Source organism: Streptomyces sp. NPDC020884, from assembly GCF_044333935.1.
In the GTDB taxonomy this organism is placed as follows: Bacteria; Actinomycetota; Actinomycetes; order Streptomycetales; family Streptomycetaceae; genus Streptomyces.
This window is the reverse complement of the sequence record NZ_JBIRRY010000003.1, coordinates 103,283-127,253: the sequence shown is the minus strand read 5'-3', so window position 1 is coordinate 127,253 and position 23,971 is coordinate 103,283. Positions and strand designations below refer to the sequence as shown.

Genomic DNA, 23,971 nt, shown 5'->3' with positions numbered 1-23,971 from the left:
CACCCCTGACGGCCGCGAACGGATGACGGTCGCCCCGAGGTGTCTGCTGTTCACGCATGACGGCCGTTCCGAGGCGACGATCGCTCCGAAGTGACGATTTTCAGCCATTCGGCGCAGTATCCGGTAGACCGAGGGAGACGTCGATGAGTCTGCTGGAACTGATCGAGCGAGCCGACGAGCGCGCGTTGGCCGCCGGGGCGCTGGCCTGTCTGGACCGGTGCCTGCCGCTGCTCGCGGGGCCCGGCGCGGAGCCCCTGCGCCCGCTCTGGGCGAGCTGCGAGGACGGGCAGGATTGGGCCATCCGGCTCGCGGCGGCACGGACGGCGATGGAGCACACATCCGTCCCCGACGGTCCGGCCGCGCTCGTGCGGGCCATGCTCGGCGCAGCCCCCTCCGACTTCGCCGTCGTACCGCTGCGGGAGTGGGCCGACGCCTGTTCGCTGGTCGCGCTCCGGGTCCACGGGCGGTTCGACGCCCCGGACGGGGACGTGCCGCCGGACGAGGACCACCTGCTCAAGTCGGCCCGCGGCGGCGAACCGGCCGCCGTGGGGCCCCTGGTCGCGGGGGAGTTGGAACGGCAGGTCCGGATCCTGGAGATCCTCGCGGAGACCGTCGGCACGGCGGGCAGCGGCGCCGGACTCCGCAAGGCGCTGGACCTGTCCACCGAGGGCCGCCGGGTCCTGCGCGCGGTGATGTCACGGCGGGCCCGCGGCCGGGGCTGACGAGCGGCGCCGCACGACGAGGCGATCGAGGCTCCCCGCCACCGCCACCGCCGCGCCCCGAGCCGTGGGCTCGGGGCGCGGCGGTGGCGTCGCTGCCTACCTGCCGGAGATCCAGGCGATCATCGGGTTGGAATCACCCTGGTCCGCCCCGTTCGCTCCGTCGCGGAGCACCGTCTTGAAGAGAACCGTGTGCCCCTCGGCGAAGTTGTAGTCGCACTTGGTGGGAGGGTTGTTGGCGCCGTTCGAGTCGTGGCACTCTCCCTTGCGGCCGTAATCCGTTTCCCACTTGAGAACGGCGCGCAGTCCGTCGGCACGCATATCCTGGACCGTGAAGTCGTCACCGGTCGAGTAGAAGCACCCCAGGGCGAATGCGGCCGGAGGCCCACAGAATTTGGTCGTTGCGGCCTGGGCCGGTGTGCCGACGGCGAGGATCGCGGCCACCGAAGCGGCCGCTGTCACCGATGCGGTGATGACTTTTCGCGCTGACATGGATCCTCCTGAGTGATGCCGAACGAGAGCGAATCGGCTGCGCGGAATTTACCTCGCCGGTCGGCCGCAAAGTAAAAACTTGAGCGAAATTTGATCATGCGCGTCCGAATCGAGGGGGAGGTGTCGATACGGGCGGGTGGTGAATTCCCTCCGAGTGCGCCCGGAACACGTCGGGAAGCCGCTCCACCCGCCGACCTGCACCGGAGGGCGTACGACCGGCCCCCGGAAAGTCCGCCCCCGGCCGGTCGGAGGCGTCAGACCGGCGTCAAGGGTTCCGCTTCCTTCGTATGGACCCCGTCAAGGTGGCTCACCACCGGGGCGAAGTCGAGGTTTGCTCGGATTGGCCAAACGGCCGATTCCCTTCCTCACGTCAATCAGGAGCTCGCGATGGCCGATCTGGCCTTCGTCGCCACCACGATCGCGGTATTCGCGTTGGTGGCTCTCATCGCCCGGGGGGTGACCAAGCTGTGACCGTCGAAAACGTCGTCGGCCTCGTCGTGGCCGTGTCCCTGCTCGGATATCTCATCCTCGCTCTCCTTTACCCGGAGAGGTTCTGAGAACGGAAATGAGTCCTCAGGTCGCTGGTCTGCTCCAGCTCACAGCCCTGATCGCCGCCCTCGCCCTCGCGTACCGTCCGCTGGGCGATTACATGGCCAGGGTCTACTCCTCCGAGAAGAACTACCGGCCGGAGAAGTGGATATACCAGGTCATCGGCGCCAACCCCGCCGCCGAGATGCGCTGGCCCGCCTATCTGCGCGGCGTCCTCGCCTTCTCGGCGGTGAGCGTTCTCTTCCTGTACCTGATGCAACGGGTGCAGGGCTCGCTGCCCGGTTCGCTCGGCTTCTCCTCGATCGACCCGGACCAGGCGTTCAACACCGCCGCGTCCTTCGTCGCCAACACCAACTGGCAGTCGTACTACGGCGAACAGGCCATGGGCCACGTCGTGCAGACCGGCGGTCTCGCGGTGCAGAACTTCCTGTCCGCGGCGGTCGGCATGGCCGTGGCGGTGGCACTCGTACGGGGCTTCGCCCGGTCGCGCACGGGTGAGCTCGGCAACTTCTGGGCCGACCTCGTACGCGGCACCGTCCGCATCCTGATCCCCCTCTCGGCGATCGGCGCGATCGTCCTGGTCGCCTGCGGGGCGATCCAGAACTTCTCCGGCATCCACCAGGTCGGGCAGTTCCTGGGCGGTACGCAGGAGTGGAACGGCGGCGCGGTCGCCTCCCAGGAGGCCATCAAGGAGCTGGGCACCAACGGCGGCGGCTACTTCAACGCCAACTCCGCCCACCCCTTCGAGAACCCCACCCCCCTGTCGAACCTCTTCGAGATCTTCCTCATCCTGCTGATCCCGTTCGCGCTGACGCGGACCTTCGGCCGCATGGTCGGATCGCTCAGGCAGGGGTACGCGATCCTCGGCACGATGGCCGTCATCTGGATCGGCTTCACGGCGCTGATGATGTGGACCGAGTTCGCCCACCGCGGACCGGCCTTCGAGATCGCCGGCGGGGCCATGGAGGGCAAGGAGACCCGCTTCGGGATCGCCGGCTCGTCGATCTTCGCGGTCGCCACGACGCTGACCTCGACCGGCGCGGTGAACTCCTTCCACTCCTCGTACACCGGCTTCGGCGGCGGCATCACCCTGCTCGGCATGCAGCTCGGCGAGATCGCTCCCGGCGGGGTCGGCTCCGGCCTCTACGGCATGCTGATCATGGCGATCATCGCGGTGTTCATCGCCGGGCTGATGGTCGGACGCACCCCGGAGTACCTCGGCAAGAAGATCGGCACCCGCCAGATCAAGCTGGCGGCCTGCTACATCCTCGTCACCCCGGCCCTCGTGCTCGGCTTCACCGCCGTGGCCATGGCCCTGCCGACCCCCGCCGACTCGATGACCAACTCCGGCGCGCACGGCTTCTCCGAGATCCTGTACGCCTACACCTCCGGCGCCAACAACAACGGCTCCGCCTTCGCCGGGCTCAACGCCGACACCCCGTGGTTCAACACGACCATCGGCATCGCGATGCTGCTCGGCCGGTTCCTGCCGATGGTGTTCGTCCTCGCCCTGGCCGGCTCGCTCGCCGAGCAGAGGCCGGTGCCCGAGACCGCGGGCACGCTGCGCACCGACAAGCCCCTCTACGCGGGGCTGCTCGTCGGCACGATCCTCATCATCACCGGACTCACCTACTTCCCGGCCCTGGCACTGGGTCCGCTCGCCGAAGGGCTCGCCTCATGAGCACCGTCACCCCCACGCGCGCTCCGCACGGAGACATACCGCAGGCCGGTGGCCACGGGGTCTCCGACCGGGTCGGCAGCGGGCTGTTCGACCCCCGGCAACTGCTGAGGTCGTTCCCGGACGCGCTGCGCAAGCTCGACCCGCGCGTGATGATCAAGTCGCCCGTGATGTTCGTCGTGCTGGTCGGCTCGGTGGTCACCACCGCGCTGGCGCTCAGCGACCCGACCGAATGGTTCGGCTGGGCGATCACCGGCTGGCTCTGGCTGACCACCGTCTTCGCCAACCTCGCCGAGGCGGTCGCCGAAGGCCGGGGCAAGGCCCAGGCTGACACCCTGCGCCAGGCCAAGACCGGCACCGTCGCCCGTCGGCTCATCGGCGCCAACGAGGAGCGGGTCGCGGGGACGGACCTGCGCATCGGGGACCTGGTGGTCTGCGAGGCCGGCGACACCATTCCCGGTGACGGCGACGTCGTGGAAGGCGTCGCCTCCGTCGACGAGTCCGCGATCACCGGCGAGTCCGCCCCGGTCATCCGGGAGTCCGGCGGCGACCGCTCGGCCGTCACCGGCGGTACGAAGGTGCTGTCCGACCGCGTCGTCATCAGGATCACCACGAAGCCGGGCGAGACCTTCATCGACCGGATGATCAACCTGGTGGAGGGCGCCTCCCGACAGAAGACGCCCAACGAGATCGCCCTGAACATCCTGCTGGCATCCCTCACGATCGTCTTCCTGCTGGCCGTGGTCACCCTGAAGCCCTTCGCGATCTACGCGGGCGCGGACGAGCAGACGTCGCTGATCGTGCTCGCCGCGCTGCTGGTGTGCCTGATCCCCACCACGATCGGGGCGTTGCTCTCCGCGATCGGCATCGCGGGCATGGACCGCCTGGTGCAGCGCAACGTCCTGGCCATGTCGGGGCGCGCGGTCGAGGCCGCGGGCGATGTGTCCACCCTGCTCCTGGACAAGACCGGAACGATCACCCTCGGCAACCGGCAGGCAGCCGAGTTCCTCGCGGTCGAAGGCGTGAGGGAGGCCGACCTCGCGGACGCCGCGCAGCTTTCCTCGCTCGCCGACGAGACGCCGGAAGGCCGGTCGATCGTCGTGCTCGCCAAGGAGAAGTACGGGCTGCGGGAGCGGCACCAGGGGGAGCTGACGGGCGCCGCGTGGGTGGAGTTCACCGCGCAGACCCGGATGTCGGGCGTCGACCTGGACGGCCGGAGGGTCCGCAAGGGCGCGACCGGTTCCGTCATCGCCTGGGTGAAGGAGCGCGACGGCCGTGTCCCCGAGGACGCGGAGGCGCTCACGGACCGGATCTCCGGGGCCGGTGGCACACCGCTGCTGGTGGCGGTGGAGGACGCGGACGGCGCCCGGGTCCTCGGGGTCGTCCACCTCAAGGACGTGGTGAAGGAGGGCATGCGGGAGCGGTTCGAGGAGCTCCGCCGGATGGGCATCCGTACGGTCATGATCACGGGTGACAACCCGCTGACCGCGAAGGCGATCGCCGAGGAGGCCGGGGTCGACGACTTCCTGGCCGAGGCGACGCCCGAGGACAAGATGGCCCTCATCAAGCGGGAACAGGCCGGCGGCAAGCTCGTCGCGATGACCGGCGACGGCACCAACGACGCACCCGCCCTGGCCCAGGCCGACGTCGGCGTCGCGATGAACACCGGCACCTCGGCCGCCAAGGAGGCCGGGAACATGGTGGACCTCGACTCCAACCCCACCAAACTCATCGAGATCGTCGAGATCGGCAAGCAGCTCCTCATCACCCGAGGAGCCCTGACCACCTTCTCCATCGCCAACGACGTCGCGAAGTACTTCGCGATCATCCCCGCCATGTTCGCCGTGGCGTACCCGTCGCTGGACCGGCTCAACGTCATGGGGCTCACCTCGCCCGAGTCCGCGATCCTGTCCGCGGTCATCTTCAACGCACTGACCATCGTCGCGCTGGTGCCCCTCGCCCTCAAGGGCGTGCGCTACCGGCCCGCGAGCGCCGACCGGATGCTGCGCCGCAACCTGGGCGTCTACGGACTCGGCGGCATCGTCGCCCCGTTCGTCGGCATCAAGATCATCGACCTGCTCCTCTCCCTCCTTCCCGGAATCGGCTGATCCGCCATGACCCACAACTCCCTCAGCGGCACCGCGCGCGTGCTCGGGGCCGGACTGCGAGCCCTGCTCGTCCTCACCCTGGTGTGCGGGGTCATCTACCCGCTCGCCGTCACCGGCGTCGCCCAGGCCCTGTTCAACGACCAGGCCAACGGCTCCGAGACCAAGGACAGGAGCGGCCGGGTCGTCGGCTCCGCCCTCATCGGCCAGCGGTACGACCTCCCGATCGAGGACGGCCAGAAGTCACCCGCCCCGGACCTGAAGTGGTTCCAGCCGCGACCCTCCAACGGCCTCGGCGGCAACAGCGTCAACACGCAGTACTCGCTGATCCTCTCCGGAGCCACCAACCGCTCCGGCGACAACGAGGAACTGATCCAGTGGGTGACCGACGCCAAGGCGGCCGTGGTCAAGGACAACTCCACCCCCACCCACCGGGTGAACCCCGCGGACGTGCCGGCCGACGCCGTCACCTCCTCCGGCTCCGGCCTGGACCCGGACATCTCACCCGCGTACGCCGAACTCCAGGTCCACCGGGTCGCCGAGAAGAACCACCTCGACGTCAAGGAGGTCGAGGGCCTCGTCACCGATCACACCACCGGCCGGCTGCTCGGCTTCATGGGCGAGCCCCGGGTGAACGTCCTGGAGCTGAACACCGCGCTCAGGAACCTGACCCAGGGCTGATGGAACCGCTGTACCCCGCCGGACTCCGGTGGGGTACAGCCCCCCGAACGGGAGCGAACCGCGTCTTCCCGGGTGGCGTCGGTCACGCCGCCGGCCGCGCGGCCGTGCCGGGGTCCGGGGCGTCCCTGGTCAGGGCGCAGGTGAAGAGGAGCGACGACCGGGGCCGCCACCCCCCACAGGAGAGGCCCCGGCCGTCTTCCACGGGGTCGCAGCACGACCCCGTACTCATCTCAGCGCCATGACTGCGTTTTCTGTCACACCCCGGAGCGGCCGACGAATTGTTGCGGGTTGTACAAGTCATGGACGTGGCCCCCGCCGAGCACGTAGCGTGCTGGTTCGCGCAGGGTTGCGCAGCAGTTGACCAGCTGCGATTGAGGACGGCAGAGCGGGTTGAGGGAGTGCTGGGGGACGACGCGGAGCTGACTGCCGCGGTGCTCGCGGCACAGGACGGGGACGAGGACGCCTTCCGTGCTGTGTACCGCGCGGTGCAGCCACGGTTGTTGGGCTACATACGGACGCTGGTCGGGGAGCCGGACGCCGAGGACGTGGCGTCCGAGGCGTGGCTGCAGATAGCGCGCGACCTCGACCGCTTCAGCGGTGACGCCGACCGTTTCCGGGGCTGGGCCGCCCGGATCGCGCGCAACCGCTCGCTGGACCACCTGCGGATGCGCAGCCGCCGCCCCGCGATCGGCGGCGACGAGACCGAGCTGACCGCCCGCGCCGCCGAGTCCGACACCGCCGGCGACGCCATCGAATCACTGGACACCGACCGCACCATGTCCCTCATCGCCCAGCTGCCGCAGGACCAGGCCGAGGCCGTCGTGCTCCGGGTGGTCGTGGGGCTCGACGCGAAGAGCGCGGCGCAGACCCTGGGCAAGCGGCCCGGCGCCGTCCGCACCGCCGCCCACCGGGGCCTCAAGCGGCTGGCCGAACTCCTCGGTGCCGACGAGCAGCTCCGGGCCGATGGCGCGTTCGCCCCGGACGGCGGCCCGGCCGCCGACCCGGCGCAGGGCGCCGGGGACGACGCGGGTGCGGACGCGGGCGGTGGCGCCGGGCTCGGTGCCGTGCCCTCCCAGCGGCCCGGCCGGGACGGTCCGGCGGCACCCGCCGGGGTCACTCCCGGTGTGACGCATTCGCGACCGTGGACGCAGAAGGACATGTGATGGCCGACGAGCACTACGAGTGGCTTGACAAGGACGCCGCGGAGAGACTCCTCCGCGGCGAACCGGTCGTCCCCGTCGGCGACCAGGCCCGTACCGACGCCTTCCGGCTCGCCGAAGCGCTGGGTACGGCCCGCGGCGGCCTGCGCTCCTCGACCGGCGCACTCCCCGGCGAGGACGCGGTCCTCGCCGCGTTCCGGCAGGCCGGCCACGGCGACGGAGCGGACCGGCTCGCCGGCCGGAACGCCGGCGCCGCCCTTCCCGGCCGGCCCGGCATGCTGCACGCCGTCCACCTCGGCGCGGCCCCCGACACCCCGGCCCGCCGTCCGCGCTGGAGCCGGCCGGTCCGCTTCGGTCTCGTCGCCTCGCTCGCGGGCTGTGCGCTCGGCGGGGTGGCGGTCGCCGCCGGTACGGGCGTGTTCACCGGCACCTTCGGCGGCCAGGGCTCGCCCGCGCCCGCCACCTCCGTATCGGCTGCCGTGACCCCCGGGCCGCTGACGTCTGGCGGGCCCGCCGACGACCCGTCGTCCCCGGTGGACCCGTCCTCGCCCGACGAGCCGGAGGCGTCCACCTCGCCCCCGTCCCGCGAGTCCGCCGACCCCGAGAAGCCCGGCGGGGCGCGGACCGGGGACCCCGGCCGGGAGCCCGGCGCGGACCGTCCGGGCAGCCCGGACCGGCCCGGCGACGACGGCCGGGAAGAGCCTTCCGGTGGTGGTGACGGCCAGGACAACCGCCCCGACGGCCCCGGCGGCGACACGGACTCCGGGAACTGGTACGAGAAGTCCGTCAAGGCCTGCAAGGCCTTCCGCAGCGGCACTCTGGACGAGCGGAGCCGACGTCAGCTGATCGAGCTGGCGAAGGGCGAGGACAACCTGGAGCGCTTCTGCGACCGCCTCCTCGGCGGGGGCGGCGGATCCGGCGGGGGCAATGGATCCGGCGGTCCCGGCGGCGGGGGCGACGACGACGGCGGCCAGAGCGGGCCGGGCGACGGGGACGGCGGCTCGTTGCCGCCCGTCTCCTTCCACCCCGTACCGCGCTCCGGCGTGGCCCCGGAGGCCGGGGTGGAGGCCGCGGCCCCGCTGCTCCCGAAGAGCACCGGCGCGGCCGCCGAAATCACGCGCTGACCTGCTGGTTCACGCCCTGGCGAGCGTCCTGGGCGACCAGGTGTGACGTTTTTCGGAAGCCGGGCGCAGTACAGAGTGAGCCGACTGGTCATCGGCCGCGCGACGAGCCGGGGTTCCCCCCGTACCTTCGGCTCAGCGCATCGGCGCGGGCGGGACACGTTCCCCCGGTCCCGCCCGCGCCCTCTCCTCCCTCGTGCCGGCCGCGCGCCGGATCACCCCTGGTGGGTCACCAGTAGACGACGACCTTGTCGCCGTTCCTCACCTGGTCGAACAGGGCCGCGACCTTCTTCTTGTCCCGCACGTTGACGCAGCCGTGCGACGCGCCGCCGTAGCCGTTGGCCGCGAAGTCGGCGGAGTAGTGCACCGCCTGGCCGCCGCTGAAGAACAGGGCGTACGGCATCGGGGTGTCGTAGAGCGTCGACACATGGTCCCGGGACTTCCAGAACACCGGGAACACGCCCTCGCGGGTGGGCGTGTACTCCGAGCCGAAGCGCACGTCCATCGCGGAGACCACCCGGCCGTCGATCATCCACGCCAGGGTGCGGCTCTTCTTGCTGATGCACACGACCCGGCCCTTCAGGCACCGTTCGTCCGGCGCCGCCACCGGCCGCTCGGTCGGCGGGTCCAGCTCGGCGGCCGTCGGCACCCGGGTCATGGCCAGCAGCCGCTGCCAGGTGACCGCGTCGGTGCTGCCGGTGGTCGCCAGCTGCCGCTTGGCCTGGAAGGACCGTACGGCGCCGGCGGTGACGGAGCCGTAGTAGCCGGTGGGGTTACGCCCGAAGTGGCCGATCTGGCGGAGCCGGGCCTGGAGTTCGCGTACCTGGTCGCTCTCGGATCCGGTCCGCATCAGGACGCGCGGCGGCGGCGCGGTGCTCCGCTCCGGGGCCGGCCGTGCGGTCGTCGGGGCCGGGGCCGCGGTGGACGCCGAGGGGCTCGGGGGCGGTGCGGTGCGCGCCTTCGCGTCATCGGTTGCGGAGGCGGTGGGGGAGGGGCTCGCGGTCGGCGCGGCGGCCTGCGTGGCCCGCACCGGCGGCGGCGCGTCCTGCGCCCCCGCGGCGGTCCCGGGCTCGCATCCCGTCGCGAGGGTCGCCAGCGCGACGAGGGAAGCGGCGGCGACCCGACGCCCCTGGGGCCCCGCGTCCCGTCGCCTCTCCGCCGCCGCGCCTCGACGTCTCCCGGCCGCTGCGCCCCGCCCCGGAGCCGAAGCCGCGCCCCGCCCCGGAGCCGAAGCCGCGCCCCGCCCCGGAGCCGAAGCCGCGCCCCGCCCCGAAGAAGTCGGCGCTCGTACCGGAGCCGGACCCGCTGCCCCGCCTCGATCCGGTATCGCTTCGTCCGCCCGTGCCCCGGGCACTCCCCGGCCGTCCCGCTCGCTGTCCGTGTCCGCCATCCTCGGTCCCCCTGACTCACCCGCCGGCCCGGTGCCTCCTGTACGGATTCCCGTCCGGCCCGGTCACCGAATCCTCTGTCGGACGGAAGCCGCGCGTCCACCCCTCCGAGGCATCGTCCGGCGGATCATGGCCGAGTCCGGTCCCGCGGGGATCCGTCTCTCCCATGCCGTGCCGGACGGCCGGTATCGCCTGGTGAAACCCCTGGACGGCGACCCGTACGGACGTGCGAGACTCCGTCCATGCTGGGTGTCACCGATCTTCCGACTTATCTCGCCGGTCTGGCGCTGATCGTTCTTCTGCCGGGGCCGAACTCGCTGTACGTGCTCTCCGTCGCCGCCCGACGCGGCGTACGCACCGGCTATACGGCCGCCGCGGGCGTCTGGACCGGGGACACCGTCCTGATGACGCTCTCCGCGCTGGGGGCCGCGTCCCTGCTCCAGACCACGCCCCTGCTCTTCGCGATCGTCAAGTACGCGGGCGCGGGCTATCTGACCTGGATGGCCATCGGGATGCTGCGGGCGGCCGTGTCCCTGTGGCGCGAGCGGCACCGGCGTACCGCCGAGCTGGTGGAGACGGACCAGACGCCCGCTGCGGCGGCCTCCATGGAGAGGCCCTACCGCCGGGCGCTGGTGGTCAGTCTGATCAACCCGAAGGCGATCCTGTTCCTGATCTCCTTCTTCGTCCAGTTCGTCGACCCGGGCTATGCCTACCCGGCGCTGTCGTTCCTGGTGCTGGGCACGCTGCTCCAACTCGCCAGCTTCGCCTACCTCTCGGTGCTGATCTTCGGCGGCACCCGCCTGGCCGCCGCCTTCCGTCGCCGTAAGCGACTGTCGGCGGGGGCCACATCGGCGGCGGGCGTCCTGTTCCTCGGGTTCGCGGCCAAGCTCTCGCTCAGCAGCGTGTAGGGAAGCGCGGGCGGCCCTCAGTGGTGCCAGGCCTTCCCCCCGACGTTGTGGATCATCCGCTGGAGCACCTTCAGCGCGGCGACGAACTCCTCCTCGGGGATGCCCTCGTGAATCTCCGCGCTCGCCCGCGTGACCCGGACGATCGCCTTCTCGCGCAGGGCCCGCCCCTCCGGGGTCGTCCGCAGCCGGGACCCGGAGTCCTCCGTGACCAGGCCGCGTTCCAGGAGGGACTCGACGGCCTCCTCCATGCCCGCCTCCCCGGTGTGGAGGTAGCCGCTGAGCATGGTGACCAGCTCGGCCCGCCCTCGTCCCTCCTCGTCCGCCCCGCCCAGTTGGTTGAGCACCCACCAAGGGGGCTGGGTGAGTCCGTGCTCGGCCAGCGCGGACCGGATGTGGGTGACCGTCGCCTCGTGCGCGGCCCAGCTCCAGTAGCCGATCGGCTGGCGGGCGAGTCCTGCGTCGTCGTGTGAGTAGTTCATGCCTCAAAACGTAGGACCTCAAGCGAACTTGAGGTCAAGCCCGCGTGTGATGTTCCCCGGCGCGCGCCCGGTCATCCGGCGGACGCGCAGAGTTCACCCGCTGTCGTGGCGGGCGTCACCCGATCCTTCCGCCGGCTCACTACGTTGTCGGGACCATGATCGAAGGCGAGGGCGCGCGTGCCGAAACTGTCCGTTGTCGTACCGTTCCACAATGTCGCGGCCTACGCCCCGACCACGCTGGGCAGTCTGGCCCGCAACGCGGACCCGGACATCGAGTTCCTGCTGGTCGATGACGCGTCCACCGACGGCACGCCGGACATCGTCGACCACTGGGCCGAGCGGCTGCCGGGCGCCCGGGTGATCAGACACGGTACGAACACCGGCATCGCGGCCGCCCGCAACAGCGGCATCGACGCCGCCGAGGGCGACTACCTCACCTTCCTCGACGGCGACGACTGGTACGCCCCCGACCATCTCGACCGGCTGGTGCGCGCCGCCCAGGACCTCGACTGCGACTTCGCCCGCACCGACCACGTCCAGTCCACCGGCACCACCCGCGTGGTGCGGCGCGCCCCCGCGCCGCTCCGCGACACCGTGCTCGACCCCCGCGACGGGATCGGGGTTCCCGAGCGCGAGACCATGGTCGACTACCCGTTCGTCTGGGCCGGGATCTACCACCGGCGGCTCTTCGCGGACGGCGCCCAGCGCTTCGCCACCGAACTGCGCACCGCCGAGGACCGGTTGTGGATCTGGCAGCTGCATCTGCGGGCCCGCACCTATGCGGCGCTCGGGCTGTACGGCATCTTCTACCGGCGCGGGGTCACCACCTCCCTGACCCAGATCAAGGACGCCCGCCAGCTCGACTTCTTCCCCGCCTACGACACGCTGCTCGACCAACTGCGCGCGGACCGGGACGCGGACACCCTGCTGCCCAAGGCCGTCCGCACCTACTGCGCGATGATCGCCTTCCACAACGAGAAGGCCGACGACTACGAGCCCGCCACCGCCCGGCGGCTGCGCGCCGAGTCGGCCGCCGCGCTGCACCGGATGCCGCAGGACGTGCTCGACCGCACCCTGACGATGATCGACGACAAGCGCGGCACGCTGCTCAGCCGCCTGCGCACCAAGCAGAAGGCCGCCTGACCCATGCCCGTGCGCACCCAGATCTTCCAGGTATCCACCCTGTACGGGGCGGCCACCCTCGCCGCCGCGCTCGACGCCGGACAGTTCGGCCGGGCCCTCGACAGCCACCGCATCCTGCTGGTCTCCAACAACGCGGCCGTCCCCGAGACCGCCCTGCGGCTGGAGGAGATGCGCGGTTACGGCTCCCTCGCCGCCCGCTTCGACGCCGTCGTGGACTGGAACGAGGCGATCAGCCCGCACCACCCCAGCGGCTGGGGGCCCCGCTCCGAGGAGACCGTCCTGTGGCAGCGGGCCTTCCGCCTCGCCTGGGACATCGCCCCCGACGCCCCCGTCGACCTGGCCGTGGAGTCCATCCAGGTCAACCCGGCCCGCGCACTCGCCGCGATCTTCTCCGAGAGCGCCGTGCACGTCTACGCCGACGGCCTGATGAGCTACGGGCCCACCCGCAACCGGCTGCCCCAGTCCATCGCCTGCCGCATCCGGCGCGTCCTCCACCTCGACCTGGTCACCGGGCTGCGGCCGCTCCTCCTCGCGGAGGCCGGCGTCGAACCCGAACTCGTCCCCGACGACGCCTTCCGCGCCGTCCTGTCCGAGATCGCCGCCGCGGCCGAGGGCGACCGGGGCCTCGCCGCCGCCGAAGCCGCCGCCCCCACCGCGATGCTGCTCGGCCAGTACCTCGCCGCCCTCTCCATCCTCACCCCGGAGGAGGAAGAGGACCTGCACATCCGGATGCTGCGCGGAGCCGCCCGCGCCGGGCACACCTCCATCCTCTTCAAGCCCCACCCCACCGCCCCCGCCCGCTACTCCCGCGCCCTCGACGAGGCCGCCGCCGAGGCCGGCGTACGGCTCACCACCCTGGACGGCCCGCTGCTCGCCGAGACGCTGTACGAGCGGTGCGCGCCCACCCTGGTCGTCGGCTGCTTCTCCACCGCGATGTTCACCGCCGCCGCCTACTACGGCATCCCCGTCGCCCGCGTCGGCACCCGGCTGGTCCTCGACCGCATCACCCCGTACGAGAACAGCAACCGCATCCCGCTGACGATCACCGACCACCTCGTGCCCGACCTGGACGCGCAGGGCCCCGGCGCCGTCCCCCGCCTGCCGCGCACCGCGCCCGACACCCTCGCCCCGCTGGTGCGGACCGTCGGCTACTGCATGCAGGCCAAACTCCACCCCGGGCTGCGCCCCGACGCCGAGGCATGGCTGCGGGAACGGCTCGACAGCACCACCCAGCACTACTTCAAGCGCCGCCGCCTGCAGAGCCTCACCCTGCCCGGCGGCGGCCCCCGGGGCGCGGCGGTCCGGCTGCGCCGCACCGTACGGCGCACCCGCAGCACCCTGGGCCTCTGACCCGGGGCCGGGGGCCAACCCCGGTCGGCGTCCGACTCACAGAACGGCGGAACGAGCATGGGCCAGACCCTCACCGGGCTGCTCACGTCAGTACGGGCGATAGCGGGAAGGCCGGGCCCGCCGGCCCCGGGACGCCCCGGCGGCGGACCGGACCCGGCGCTCCTGGCCGCCCTGCGGCTCTGCGGCGACCACCTCGCCGCCCTCGCCGCCTCCGGCCCCCTCACCGACGCCCGCCGCACCCGGCTCATCGCGTCGATCGGCGCCCTGACCACCGCGTGCTCCACCCCCGGCGCCGACGCGTTCGACGCGCTGCTGCGGACCGGACAACAGGCCCTGGACAGCGGGGGCGATCCCGAGGCCCGCCTGGCCCTGGCCCTCGCCGACGAGGCGACCGCCCTGCGCACCCGCTCCAAGGGAGCCTGGCGGCTGCGCGGCAACGCCCTGGACGCGCTCGGCCGGGGCGAGGAGGCGATCACCGCGTACGAACGCCACCTCGCGCTCCAGCAGAACACCGCCGCCTCCCGTGACGTCGAGCGCCGGATCACCACCCTCCGCGCCGCCGGCGACCGCATCGACGAGGCGCTGGCGCTGTTCCGGGAAGGGGAGGAGGCGGGAGAGGGGAAGGCCTCGGCCGCGGGGGACGCCACCGCCGTCCGCCTCTCGCGCCGCTTGCCCGCCGCCGAGGCCCGCGCCGCCTTCACCGGTCTCGTCCGCCGCCGTACCGCCGAACTCGGGGCCGCGGACCCGGCCGTGCGCCGGCTCGCCGCGCTCTACACCGAGCACCGCCGGCTCTCCGAACGCGACCCGATGGCCGACCCGCTGCTCGGCGGGGCCGAGCCGATCGGCGTACCCGGTCTGCGCCGGCTCGTCGCGGGCCGGACGGTGTGCCTGGTAGCCGACGCCCCGCGCACCGCCGAGCAGGAGCAGCGGCCGGGCAGCCCGCTCGCCGCCCTGATCGAGGGCTACGACCTCGTCGTGCGCTGCGACTCCCCGCGCCACACCGCCCCCACGGCCCGTACCGATCTGCACGCCTGCACCCTGCGCGGCGACGCCCCGTGGAAGGGCCCCCGGTGGGACCGGCGGGCGGGCATCCGGCTGGTCTTCGGCGACCCCCTCCCGCACTGGCGGCTCGCCCTGCGCAGCCGGCTCGTCCCCGGCGCCCAGGACCGCATCGGCGACGCCTCGCTGCGCCGCCCGCTGCACGACCCGGCGCTGCTCGGCGAGGCGGCCGACGGCGAAGGACCGGCGAGCACCGCGTACACCGTGCTGCGCCTCCTCGACTTCCTGGGCACCCCCGCCCGGGTGGACCTCATCGGGTTCGAAGGACCGGCGGCCCTGTCCCCGCGCGAGCGGGAGTGGATCGGAACGCGGACCGGGAACACGGACGACGCCGCAGTGAGGATCACCCTGAGATGACGACGCCCGGCCCCACCTCCTCGACCGCCCCCGCCGCTCCCGCCGTCCGCTCCGACGCCGCCGACGACCGCCGTGCCGTCACCGGGAAACGCCGGATCGCCTTCGCCGTGCACCTCGCCGACGCGGACGAACTGCCCGGACTCCAGGCGCTCCTGCGCAGCCTCGCGCTGAGCAACCCGGCCCTCTGCGAGGACGTCGTCGTCCTGCACCCCGGCCTGCCGGACGCCGCCTTCGACGCCGCCCGCCGGCTGCACCCCCGGCTGATCCCGCGCACGGCCGCCGGACGCCACGAGGTGTTCCACCTCGACGGGTACGACACCGTGCTCGCCCTCGCCCCCTCCACGGTCGTCCTCGGCCGGCTCGACGCCCTGCTGGAACTCCGTACGGGCGTGGCCGCCGTGCTGCCCCCCGGCCCGGACGGCGCCCCGGACCGGCGCGGCGGCGCCCCCGCGGACGGGCTGCTGGTCATCCAGCGTCAGGACCTCGGCCCGGTGGACCGGCGGCAGGCCCCCGGCCCGGTCCCGGCGGCCGGGACGGACATTCCGGAGAGCCTCCTCGTACCCCTGGACTCCCGTTACGACTTCCCGGTGCGGCGGCTCCACGACGACCTGCCGGTCCCCGAGGGCGTCGCCGTCCTGAACTTCGCCGACGCCCCCAGGGGCCGTGCCGGACTCGCCCCCGCCCACGCCGCCCGGGAACGCCTCGACCTGGACGACGAGGCGTTCCGGGCCGCCTACCTCGCCCTCCCCGGCCCCACCCACCCCGACCTGCTGCTGCACCTCGCGCTCCCGTTCCCCGCCGGGACCCGGCCGCCGATCGACCTGGTCCGGCGGATCGCCGAGATCCACCGGGGGCACGGCCGGCACGACGAGGCCGTCGCCCTGCTGGGCGAGGCCGTCGCGGGCCGCCCCGACCTGCCGCGCTGCCACGAGACGCTCGGCGTCTGCCTGATGGCGCTGTCCCGGTACGAGGAGGCCGAGACGCACCTGCTGCTGGCGACCGCCTCGCCGGACTTCGCTCCCCGGGCCTTCGGTCAACTCGCCCGCCTGGCCTGGCTGCTGGGGCGGCGCGAGGACGCCCGCGGCTATGCGCTCGGGGGCCTGGACGCCGACCCGTCCGATGCCAACTGCCGCGCCTGGTACGCCCGTACGTCGGAGCCGGCTCTCCCGGACCGGCCCTCGGCAGGGCTCTCGTCCGGTGAACAGCTCGCCCATGTGGCCCTGTTCGCCGACGGCGAGGAGAACGCGGGCGACAAGGTGCTGCCCGAGGCGGTCCGCAGCTGCTTCACCACCGACACCGGCCCGGACCGCTGGCACCAGCAGCACGCGCACCTGCTGGTCGACGACGCCGCCCTCGAACGTCTCAACGCCCGGCGGGCGGTGATCGTGGGCGGCGGCGGACTCTTCCTCCCCGACACCGCGCCCAACGGCAACAGCGGCTGGCAGTGGAACATCCCCGACGACGTGCTCGCCCGGATCACCGCCCCGCTGGCGGTCTTCGCCGTCGGCTACAACGTCTTCGACGGCCAGCGCTACCGCCGCGAGCGGTTCGCGGCCTCGCTGCGGGCCCTGGTCGAGCGGTCCGCGTTCTTCGGCCTGCGCAACCACGGCTCCGTGGCCCGGGTCAGGGAGCTGCTGCCCGAGTCCCTGCGCGACAGGGTCCGTTACCAGCCCTGCCCCACCACGGTCGCCCGCCACCTCGACCCGCGCCTCGCCGGACCGGCGGTGCGCGAGGACACCGTGCTGATCAACTGCGCCTACGACCGGGCCGGGCTCCGCTTCGGCCACGACTACGGGCACTTCCTCGCCGAGATGGCCGCGGCGATCCGGGCCGTGTCCGCGTCGGCGGAGGTCCGCTACGCCGCGCACATGCCCGCCGACGAACGCTTCGTCGACGACCTGCGCCGGGAGCACGGCCTCACCCTTCCCGTGGAACCGCTCTACCGGCTGTCCAACGACGCCATCCGGGACCTCTACCGGCGCACCCGGCTGGTGATCGGCATGCGCGGGCACGCCGGGATGATCCCCTTCGGCTGCGGCACCCCCGTCATCAGCCTGGTCTCCCACCCCAAACTGGCCTACTTCCTGGCCGACATCGACCGGCCCGACTGGGGCGTCTCCGTCCACGAGCGGGCCCTCGGGGCCCGGCTCGCGGAGCGGGCCCGCGCGGTCCTGGAGGACCACGCGGCGGCGGTGGCCGACGTCCACGACCGGCAGCGGACGCTGTGGTCGGTGACCCGGGACAACCTCGTCGGGCTGCGTGAACTCACCGGCCTCCCCGACCCGTTCGGCGAGGCGGGCCCCGGTCTGCCGCTCCCCGCGCCCCGGGCCGCCGAGGGCGACGCCGCCCGACTCCAGGGCCGCACGTGACACCGGCCGCCGCCGCACCCCCGTTTCCCGCAGCCCGCTCCGTACCGTCCCGGAACCTCCCGCCCACCCCCTGAGGACCATGTCCACCACACCTCCCGCCGCCGCCCCGGCGCCGACGGTCCCCCAACCGCCCCGGCCGGTCCGCGAGCACCGCTACGACATCGACCTGATCCGGCTGCTCTGCTCGGTCGGCGTGATCGTCTGCCACACCGGCTCGGCGTTCGTGAACACCGTGGGCCGTACGGCGTCGCAGGGGCCCGGCACCTACTGGGCCGGGCTGGCCGCCGACTCCGCCGGGCGCTTCGCCGTGCCGCTCTTCTTCGCCATCGCCGGCTGGGTGGTCCTGGTCGGGGCCCCGCCGAAGGACGGCGCGCGGCTGCGGCAGCGCATCACGCGGATCGTGGTGCCGCTCGCCGTCTGGACGGCGCTCTACCTGGCCTGGGGCAGGCTGCGCGGAACCAACGACGCCCCGGTGGGCGAGCTGGCGCTGGACTCCGTGTTCGCCTCGGTCCGCCCCGCCTACCACCTCTGGTACCTCTACGCCTACCTCCCCGTGATCATGGTCCTGGGCCTGGTCGTGCTGGTCAGGTCGGGCAGGCGGCCGTGGGGTCTGGGCGCCGCCCTGCTGGTCCTGGCGGCCGCCCCGTCGCTCTTCGGCGACCTGGCCGAGGCCACCGGGCGCGAACTGCCGCGCTTCGGCTGGGCCTTCGGGCCGTACCAGCTGATCTACGCGGTGCTCGGCGCGCTGCTGCTCGCCGCCCCGGCGGGTGCCTTCGGCCGGCGGCGGTTGCCCTGGCTGCTGCTCGCGGCGGCCGGACTGGCCGGGGTGATCGCGTACCAGCACGAGGTGCACTACGCGATCCCGTACGCACACGTCCTGGTGGCCCTGTTCGCCTGCGGTGTCCTGATCTCCCTGCACGGCCTGCGCGTCCCGGAACGGATGCGCCCCACCCTGACCCGGCTGGCCGACGCCTCGTTCGGGGCCTACCTCGTGCACGTACTCGTCCTCGGCGTCCTGGACGACGCCTTCGTCCGGGCGGACCTGAGCGGCCCGGCCGCCGCGGCCCTCGTGATCGGGGTCACGGCGGCCACGACCGCCCTGTCGTTCGGCGCGGCCCTGCTGTGGGGCCGCGCGGGGGCGAGCAAGGTGCTGGGCTGAGCGCGAGGGCCCGCCCCCGCCGCCTCAGCTCCTGCCGCCCCGCAGCGCCTTGGCCCGCCGGGCCACCCGGCGCAGCGCCGGGTTACCGCGCAGGAACGCCAGCCGGGCCGGGATCACCCCGGGAAGCGCGAGCGAGGCCAGCCGGCGGCGCTTGAAGTAGCGCCAGGTGCGGCTGTCCAGGTGCGTGGACAGATAGCGCTCGGCGGCCGGGCGCAGATCGGGGCGGACCCTGGGCCGCATCGCGAAGGCGACGGCCGCCAGCAGACCGTCCAACTCCCCCTCGCCGCCCGGCTCCCTCCGGGTCACCGGGTCGCCGTCGGCCGACTCGGGCAGCAGGGCGTCGGCGATCGTCGCCGGTATCCGCTCGGGGTTCTCGTACGGGGTCAGGCGCTCCAGGAGCAGCCCCGTGCCCACGGTCGCCACCGGCAGGCCGTGGAAGCGGACCGCGCCGAACAGGGCGGTCGAGGTGCAGCCGACGACCAGCGCGGGCCGCAGCCGGTGCAGCAGCACATCGGCCATGACGGGCCGCGGGGTGTCCAGCACGGTCAGCTCGACACCCAGCCGGGCCGCCTCGGCGAGCAGCGCCGCCGGGCTCTCCCACGGCGCGTACGGATCCGGCGCGAACACCAGCCGGGTATGGCCGAGGGCCGCGGCCCCGCGCACCATCTCCCGCCGCAGCTCCGCCTCCTCGGCCGCCGGGAGCAGCCCGGCCCCGGCGAGATCCTGCCCGAGCAGCAGCGCGCAGGGCTCCCCGGCCGGCGGCTCGAGGGCCGCCGACTCGACGCACGCGTACGCCAGTTCACCGATGACCCTGGTGATCGCCTCGGCCGGCACGGTCTGCGGTTCCACCCCGTACTCGCCCAGCAGCAGGGGGCGCACCCCGGGGACCAGGTCCGGATGGAGCAGCCGCCGCACCCGGGTCCCGGTCTGCGGGGGGATCTTCTCCCCGGTCGGGCCGTAGCCGCCGGGCCCCTCGGCGTACACATCGAGCGGCACGCCGGCGAAGACCTGGGCGAGGGCGCGGGCGGGACCGGTGTGCGGGGAGTCCACGACGAGCTCCAGCGCCTCGTCGCCGAGACCCCAGGCGCGCCGGAAGTGGCGCTCCCACAGCGGGGCGTCGTCGGCCCGGGGATGCCAGCTCTCCGGGTGGTGGGGGAAGATCGTGTCGTTCCACGGGAGGACCTCGTCGAACCGGGCGCGCAGCCGCTCGAAGCCGGCGGCCTCCGAGACATCGGCAGCGGCCTCCGGGGCCGGTCCGGTTCGGGACAGCAGCAGGATCCGGCGGTCGGGCTCGGTGAAGCACCCCGCGTCGATCGCCGCGGCCAGCAGCACCGTCGCGGCGGGCGAGGAGGCGTGGAAGATCCGGGTGGTCATACGGCCGAGGCCCCCTTCGCGGCGGCCGGACGGCGGCGCAGCCTGCGCAGCCGGGTCGCCCGTGTCACGTCCATGGAGTCGAGGGCCTCGTTCAGCAGCGGCTGCGGCAGGCGTCCCAGGGCGGCGGCGCTCCGCGATCTCAGTTCACGGGCCACGGCCGGTTCGAATTTCTCGAGGGCGCCCAGATGGTGGGCGATGACCGCGCAGTAGGTCCGTACGGCTTTCGGCAGGAACACGTCCGCCTCGCGGTCGGCCGCCGTTTCGGCGATCACCTGGTCGAATGCGCGCAGGAAATCGAGCTGGCGTACGTCCCCGATCTGGGTCAGGGACGTGGCCACCCCCCGCCGGTAGAAATGGCTGAGCAGACCGAGGACGGCGAAGGATTGCGCCTCCCGGTGCAGCCGCCAGATCCACGGCCGGTCCTCGGCCGTGCGCAGCCCGTCGGTGAAGTGCAGCAGCCCCCGGTCCAGCAGCCTCCGGTGGTAGAGGCCCGCCCAGGCGAACGCGTAGTCCACCGACGTGGTGCGGTGGGCGGGCAGAATCGCGGCCCGGGGATCGCTCACGACGCCGTGCGGCCCGTGCGGAACCCGGCGTACGGTCCGCGAACTGCCGTGTGCCTGGACATGGTCGGTGCGCACGAAGTCGCAGCCCAGCGCCTCGGTCCTGGCCACCAGCCGCTCGTAGTGCCCGGGGGCCGCCCAGTCGTCGCCGTCCAGGAAGGCGAGGTACTCGCCGCGGGCGGCGTCCAGGCCGGTGTTGCGCGCGGTCGCCAGACCGCCGTTCACCTCGTGCCGCAGCAGCACGGCCCCGGGGATCCCCCCGGCGGCCCGGTCCAGCAGTTCCCGGGTCCCGTCGGTCGAACAGTCGTCGACGAGGAGGAACTCGAAGTCCTCGCGGGCGTTGGCCCGCAGACTTCTGAGGGTGTCGGGCGCGTAGGTCTGCACGTTGAAGAACGGCACGATGACGGAGAGCTTAACCACGCACATTACGTTAGGTGCGGCCCTGGCCCTTTCCTTATCCTCAATGCGCCCAGCAGGTGAACAAAGCCCGACGCCCAGGTGAATCACCTTTCCCGAACCGGGAATTGAGGGCGTATTCGGGGCGGCCCCCCAATCGTCGGCTCGCTGTTAACCATCTGTTGCCATCACGTTGGGCCGCGCATCGAAATGCCTTCCTAACTTCTAGGACGTGCCCCCACGTACCAGCAATGAGGCCGATCCGGCCGAAGCCCCCGCCGTGCCCCGACCGGCGCTGCGGGTCGCCGTCCTCGCCGACTCCGACACCCGGTGGAAATGGGGCGCGCTCACCGCGCGCCGCCTGACCGCCGAAGCGGACGGCCGGGAGACGCGGCCCGTGGAGGTCAGCGGGCTGCTGCTGCGCGGCCGGGCCACCCCGACGCCCCGCCAGCTCGCGGAGGTCGGCGAGGTCGGGATCGACGCCGAGCGGGTCCGCGAGGTCACCGCCGTCGAGTTCCTGCACACCGTGCGCGACGAGGGCTACGACCTCGTCGTCCTCGCCCTCGTCGGCGGCGGCGTCCAGGCCATGCTGCACGGCCTCGCCGCCCTGGACCTGCCGCGCCGGCCCGTCGTCGTCACCGGCTATGTGGGCGTCGTCTACGAGAAGCTCGCCGACGGGCTGCTGCTCCGCCACGGGGCGGACGTCGTCCTCGCCAACTCCCGGCACGACGCGGAGCGCTTCCGCGCGGTGTACGAGGGCGTGGGCGCGGACGCCTCGGCCGTCACGGAGGCCGCCCTGCCCTTCCTCGGCGGCGCCCCCTACCGCCCCGAAGAGGGCCGCGACACCGTGGTGTTCGCCGCGCAGCCCTCCGTACCGGCCTCGCGCGCCGACCGGACGTACCTGCTCCGCCGGCTCGTCGAGCACGCCCGGCTGCACCCGCGCCGCGAGGTGCTGCTGAAGCTGCGCTCCAAGCCCGGTGAGCACACCACGCACATCGAGGAGCTGCCCTACCAGAAGCTCGCCCAGAGGCTGCCCGGCGGGCTGCCGCCCAACTTCCGCCTGGTGTACGGGCACATGGGCGAGGTCCTGGACCGCACCGACCTCCTGGTCACGGTCTCCTCGACCGCCGCGCTGGAGTCCCTGCACCGGCGCATCCCGACCGCCGTCCTCACCGACCTGGGGGTCCGCGAGACGCTCGGCAACCACCACTTCGTCGGCTCCGGGCTCCTCACCTCCTGGGACCGGCTGGACGGCGGGATCCGGCCCCGGCCCGACGGCCCGTGGCTGGCCGGCCAGGGCGTCGCCGCCGACGGCTCGTACGGCACCGCCTACGACACCGCCCGCGCCCGGGTCACCGACCTCCTCGAAGAGGACCGACTCCCGCCGCTCGCCCCCTACTACACGCCCGCCACCGCCCCCGGCTACCTCCCCGGCATCCTCGGCCGCCACCACCTGGCACCCGACGGCACGCCCCTGCCCGGCGCGGCCGCACCGCAGGAGCCCGGCCGGGTCCGGGGCGCGGTGCGCGAAACCGTGCGCAACGCGGCCCGGGGCGCCTACCGCCAGGGCGTCCAGCGCGTCGCCCCCGTGATCCGCCGGATGGGCGAGCTGTGACCACCACGTCAGGAACCGCCATGACACCAGGAGCAGCGATGCAGCCGCCCCCGAGCCCGACCGTCCTCGCCGTGATCCCCGCCCGAGGCGGATCCAAGGGCGTCCCCGCCAAGAACCTCGCCGAGGTCGGCGGCGTCCCCCTGGTCGCCCGCGCGGTCCGCGCCGCGCTCGGCGCCCCCGAGGTCACCGCCGTCGTCGTCACCACCGACGACGGGGCGATCGCCGAGGCCGCCCGGAGCGCCGCCGCCCACCTCGGGGCCGCCCACCGGCTGCACTGCGTGGAGCGCCCCGCCGCCATCGCGGGCGACACCGCCACCAGCGAAGCGGCCGTGCTGCACGCCCTGGACGTCTACGAGGCCGAGCGCGCCCGGCGCGTCGACGTGGTCCTCCTCGTCCAGTGCACCAGCCCGTTCGTCTCCCGCGAGGACATCGACGGCGTCGCCAGGGCGGTGGCCCAGGAAGGCGCGGACACCGCCGTCACCGTCGCCCCGTTCCACGGCTTCGTCTGGCGCGACGGCCACGCGGTGGAGGAGGGAACGTACGGCGTCAACCACGACAAGTCCGTACGCCCCCGCCGGCAGGACCGCCCCCAGGACTACCTGGAGACCGGCGCGGCCTACGCGATGGACGCGGCGGGCTTCCGTACCCACCGCCACCGCTTCTTCGGCCACACCGCCCTGGTGCCCACCGACCCGGCCCGGGTGCTGGAGATCGACGACCCGCACGACCTGGCCCGCGCCCGTGCGCTCGCCCCGCTCCTGGACCCGGAGCCGCTGCCCTCCCTCGCGGACGTGGACGCGGTTGTCCTGGACTTCGACGGCACCCAGACCGACGACCGGGTCATGATCGACTCCGAGGGCCGCGAGACCGTCGCCGTCCACCGGGGCGACGGGCTCGGCATCGCCGCCCTGCGCAAGGCCGGTGTGCCCCTCCTGATCCTCTCCACCGAGCAGAACCCGGTCGTCGCCGCCCGCGCCCGCAAGCTCAAGATCCCCGTCCTGCACGGCATCGACCGCAAGGACGAGGCGCTCAAGCGGTGGTGCGACGAACAGTCCATCGCACCCGACCGGGTCCTCTACGTCGGCAACGACGTCAACGACCTCCCGTGCTTCTCGCTCGCCGGCTGGCCCGTCGCCGTCGCGAGCGCCCACGACTCGGTACGCGCCGCGGCGCGCGCCGTCACGACCACCCCCGGGGGCTACGGAGCCATCCGCGAGATCGCGGCCTGGCTGCTGGGCCCCACCCTCACCACCACCACGACCACCCCTGACCCCACCGTCCCCACCGTTCCCACCAAGTAAGGAAGCAC

The 23,971-nt window shown here is 73.3% G+C and carries 20 protein-coding genes; 15 read left to right on the top strand and 5 right to left on the bottom strand.

The genetic code is table 11. The features are described 5' to 3' along the window. Window positions 1-143: 143 nt before the first annotated feature. Window positions 144-722, top strand: coding sequence for a hypothetical protein (locus tag ACH4UK_RS11445; RefSeq protein WP_398355825.1), 579 nt, complete (start codon window positions 144-146; stop codon window positions 720-722). Window positions 723-818: 96 nt separating this feature from the next. Here the strand turns inward: ACH4UK_RS11445 and ACH4UK_RS11440 are convergent, their stop codons facing one another. After that, a complete protein-coding gene (locus tag ACH4UK_RS11440) occupies window positions 819-1,211 on the bottom strand; it encodes a hypothetical protein (RefSeq protein ID WP_398355824.1) in 393 nt (130 codons plus the stop codon). Window positions 1,212-1,678: 467 nt separating this feature from the next. Here ACH4UK_RS11440 and kdpF point away from each other — a divergent pair, with 467 nt between their 5' ends. From kdpF to ACH4UK_RS11410, 6 genes are all read left to right on the top strand, one after another. Next, window positions 1,679-1,768 carry a K(+)-transporting ATPase subunit F gene (gene kdpF, locus ACH4UK_RS11435; RefSeq protein WP_018955984.1) on the top strand — a complete coding sequence of 30 codons (90 nt, stop codon included), beginning with the start codon at window positions 1,679-1,681 and terminating at the stop codon, window positions 1,766-1,768. Between the two features lie 8 nt (window positions 1,769-1,776). Continuing rightward, window positions 1,777-3,441 (top strand): potassium-transporting ATPase subunit KdpA, encoded by a 1,665-nt coding sequence (gene kdpA, locus ACH4UK_RS11430; protein WP_398355823.1) that lies wholly within the window; start codon window positions 1,777-1,779, stop codon window positions 3,439-3,441. Continuing rightward, on the top strand, window positions 3,438-5,546 hold the full coding sequence (kdpB, locus tag ACH4UK_RS11425; RefSeq protein ID WP_398355822.1) for a potassium-transporting ATPase subunit KdpB: 2,109 nt from the start codon (window positions 3,438-3,440) through the stop codon (window positions 5,544-5,546). The genes kdpA and kdpB overlap by 4 nt, the downstream gene beginning before the upstream one ends. A gap of 6 nt (window positions 5,547-5,552) precedes the next feature. Beyond that, window positions 5,553-6,224: a potassium-transporting ATPase subunit C gene (locus ACH4UK_RS11420; RefSeq protein ID WP_398355821.1), complete on the top strand. Its 672-nt coding sequence runs from the start codon at window positions 5,553-5,555 to the stop codon at window positions 6,222-6,224. 398 nt (window positions 6,225-6,622) lie between these two features. Next, on the top strand, window positions 6,623-7,387 hold the full coding sequence (locus ACH4UK_RS11415) for an RNA polymerase sigma factor (RefSeq protein WP_398355820.1): 765 nt from the start codon (window positions 6,623-6,625) through the stop codon (window positions 7,385-7,387). Then, window positions 7,387-8,508, top strand: a complete 1,122-nt coding sequence (locus ACH4UK_RS11410) for a hypothetical protein (protein WP_398355819.1) — start codon at window positions 7,387-7,389, stop codon at window positions 8,506-8,508. Before ACH4UK_RS11415 ends, ACH4UK_RS11410 begins: the two co-directional genes overlap by 1 nt. 226 nt (window positions 8,509-8,734) lie before the next feature. Here the strand turns inward: ACH4UK_RS11410 and ACH4UK_RS11405 are convergent, their stop codons facing one another. Continuing rightward, the gene (locus tag ACH4UK_RS11405; RefSeq protein WP_398355818.1) at window positions 8,735-9,895 is read right to left on the bottom strand and encodes a L,D-transpeptidase family protein; all 1,161 of its coding nucleotides are present in this window, start codon (window positions 9,893-9,895) and stop codon (window positions 8,735-8,737) included. Window positions 9,896-10,135: 240 nt separating this feature from the next. Between ACH4UK_RS11405 and leuE the strand changes: the two genes are divergently transcribed. Continuing rightward, window positions 10,136-10,801, top strand: a complete 666-nt coding sequence (gene leuE / locus ACH4UK_RS11400) for a leucine efflux protein LeuE (RefSeq protein WP_398355817.1) — start codon at window positions 10,136-10,138, stop codon at window positions 10,799-10,801. A gap of 17 nt (window positions 10,802-10,818) precedes the next feature. Here leuE and ACH4UK_RS11395 read toward each other — a convergent pair whose 3' ends face one another. Then, window positions 10,819-11,280 (bottom strand): MarR family winged helix-turn-helix transcriptional regulator, encoded by a 462-nt coding sequence (locus ACH4UK_RS11395; RefSeq protein ID WP_398355816.1) that lies wholly within the window; start codon window positions 11,278-11,280, stop codon window positions 10,819-10,821. 177 nt (window positions 11,281-11,457) lie between these two features. Here ACH4UK_RS11395 and ACH4UK_RS11390 point away from each other — a divergent pair, with 177 nt between their 5' ends. The 5 genes from ACH4UK_RS11390 (at window position 11,458) to ACH4UK_RS11370 (ending at window position 18,717) form a co-directional block, all read left to right on the top strand. After that, window positions 11,458-12,423, top strand: coding sequence for a glycosyltransferase family 2 protein (locus ACH4UK_RS11390; RefSeq protein ID WP_398355815.1), 966 nt, complete (start codon window positions 11,458-11,460; stop codon window positions 12,421-12,423). A 3-nt stretch (window positions 12,424-12,426) separates the two neighbouring features. After that, the gene (locus ACH4UK_RS11385; RefSeq protein ID WP_398355814.1) at window positions 12,427-13,773 is read left to right on the top strand and encodes a polysialyltransferase family glycosyltransferase; all 1,347 of its coding nucleotides are present in this window, start codon (window positions 12,427-12,429) and stop codon (window positions 13,771-13,773) included. A gap of 57 nt (window positions 13,774-13,830) precedes the next feature. Continuing rightward, window positions 13,831-15,189: a hypothetical protein gene (locus ACH4UK_RS11380; RefSeq protein ID WP_398355813.1), complete on the top strand. Its 1,359-nt coding sequence runs from the start codon at window positions 13,831-13,833 to the stop codon at window positions 15,187-15,189. Then, on the top strand, window positions 15,186-17,558 hold the full coding sequence (locus tag ACH4UK_RS11375) for a polysaccharide pyruvyl transferase family protein (RefSeq protein WP_398355812.1): 2,373 nt from the start codon (window positions 15,186-15,188) through the stop codon (window positions 17,556-17,558). Before ACH4UK_RS11380 ends, ACH4UK_RS11375 begins: the two co-directional genes overlap by 4 nt. 79 nt (window positions 17,559-17,637) lie before the next feature. Then, window positions 17,638-18,717 carry an acyltransferase gene (locus ACH4UK_RS11370; protein ID WP_398355811.1) on the top strand — a complete coding sequence of 360 codons (1,080 nt, stop codon included), beginning with the start codon at window positions 17,638-17,640 and terminating at the stop codon, window positions 18,715-18,717. A gap of 24 nt (window positions 18,718-18,741) precedes the next feature. On the opposite strand, the gene ACH4UK_RS11365 is transcribed toward ACH4UK_RS11370, so the two are convergent. Then, complete coding sequence (locus tag ACH4UK_RS11365; protein WP_398355810.1) at window positions 18,742-20,091, bottom strand: polysialyltransferase family glycosyltransferase; 1,350 nt, start codon at window positions 20,089-20,091, stop codon at window positions 18,742-18,744. Further along, a complete protein-coding gene (locus tag ACH4UK_RS11360; protein WP_398355809.1) occupies window positions 20,088-21,071 on the bottom strand; it encodes a glycosyltransferase family 2 protein in 984 nt (327 codons plus the stop codon). Before ACH4UK_RS11360 ends, ACH4UK_RS11365 begins: the two co-directional genes overlap by 4 nt. A 208-nt stretch (window positions 21,072-21,279) precedes the next feature. Between ACH4UK_RS11360 and ACH4UK_RS11355 the strand changes: the two genes are divergently transcribed. Both ACH4UK_RS11355 and ACH4UK_RS11350 read left to right on the top strand, forming a co-directional pair. Next, window positions 21,280-22,662: a DUF6716 putative glycosyltransferase gene (locus ACH4UK_RS11355; protein WP_398355808.1), complete on the top strand. Its 1,383-nt coding sequence runs from the start codon at window positions 21,280-21,282 to the stop codon at window positions 22,660-22,662. Window positions 22,663-22,700: 38 nt separating this feature from the next. Then, the gene (locus tag ACH4UK_RS11350) at window positions 22,701-23,963 is read left to right on the top strand and encodes a cytidylyltransferase domain-containing protein (protein WP_398356316.1); all 1,263 of its coding nucleotides are present in this window, start codon (window positions 22,701-22,703) and stop codon (window positions 23,961-23,963) included. Window positions 23,964-23,971 lie beyond the last annotated feature (8 nt).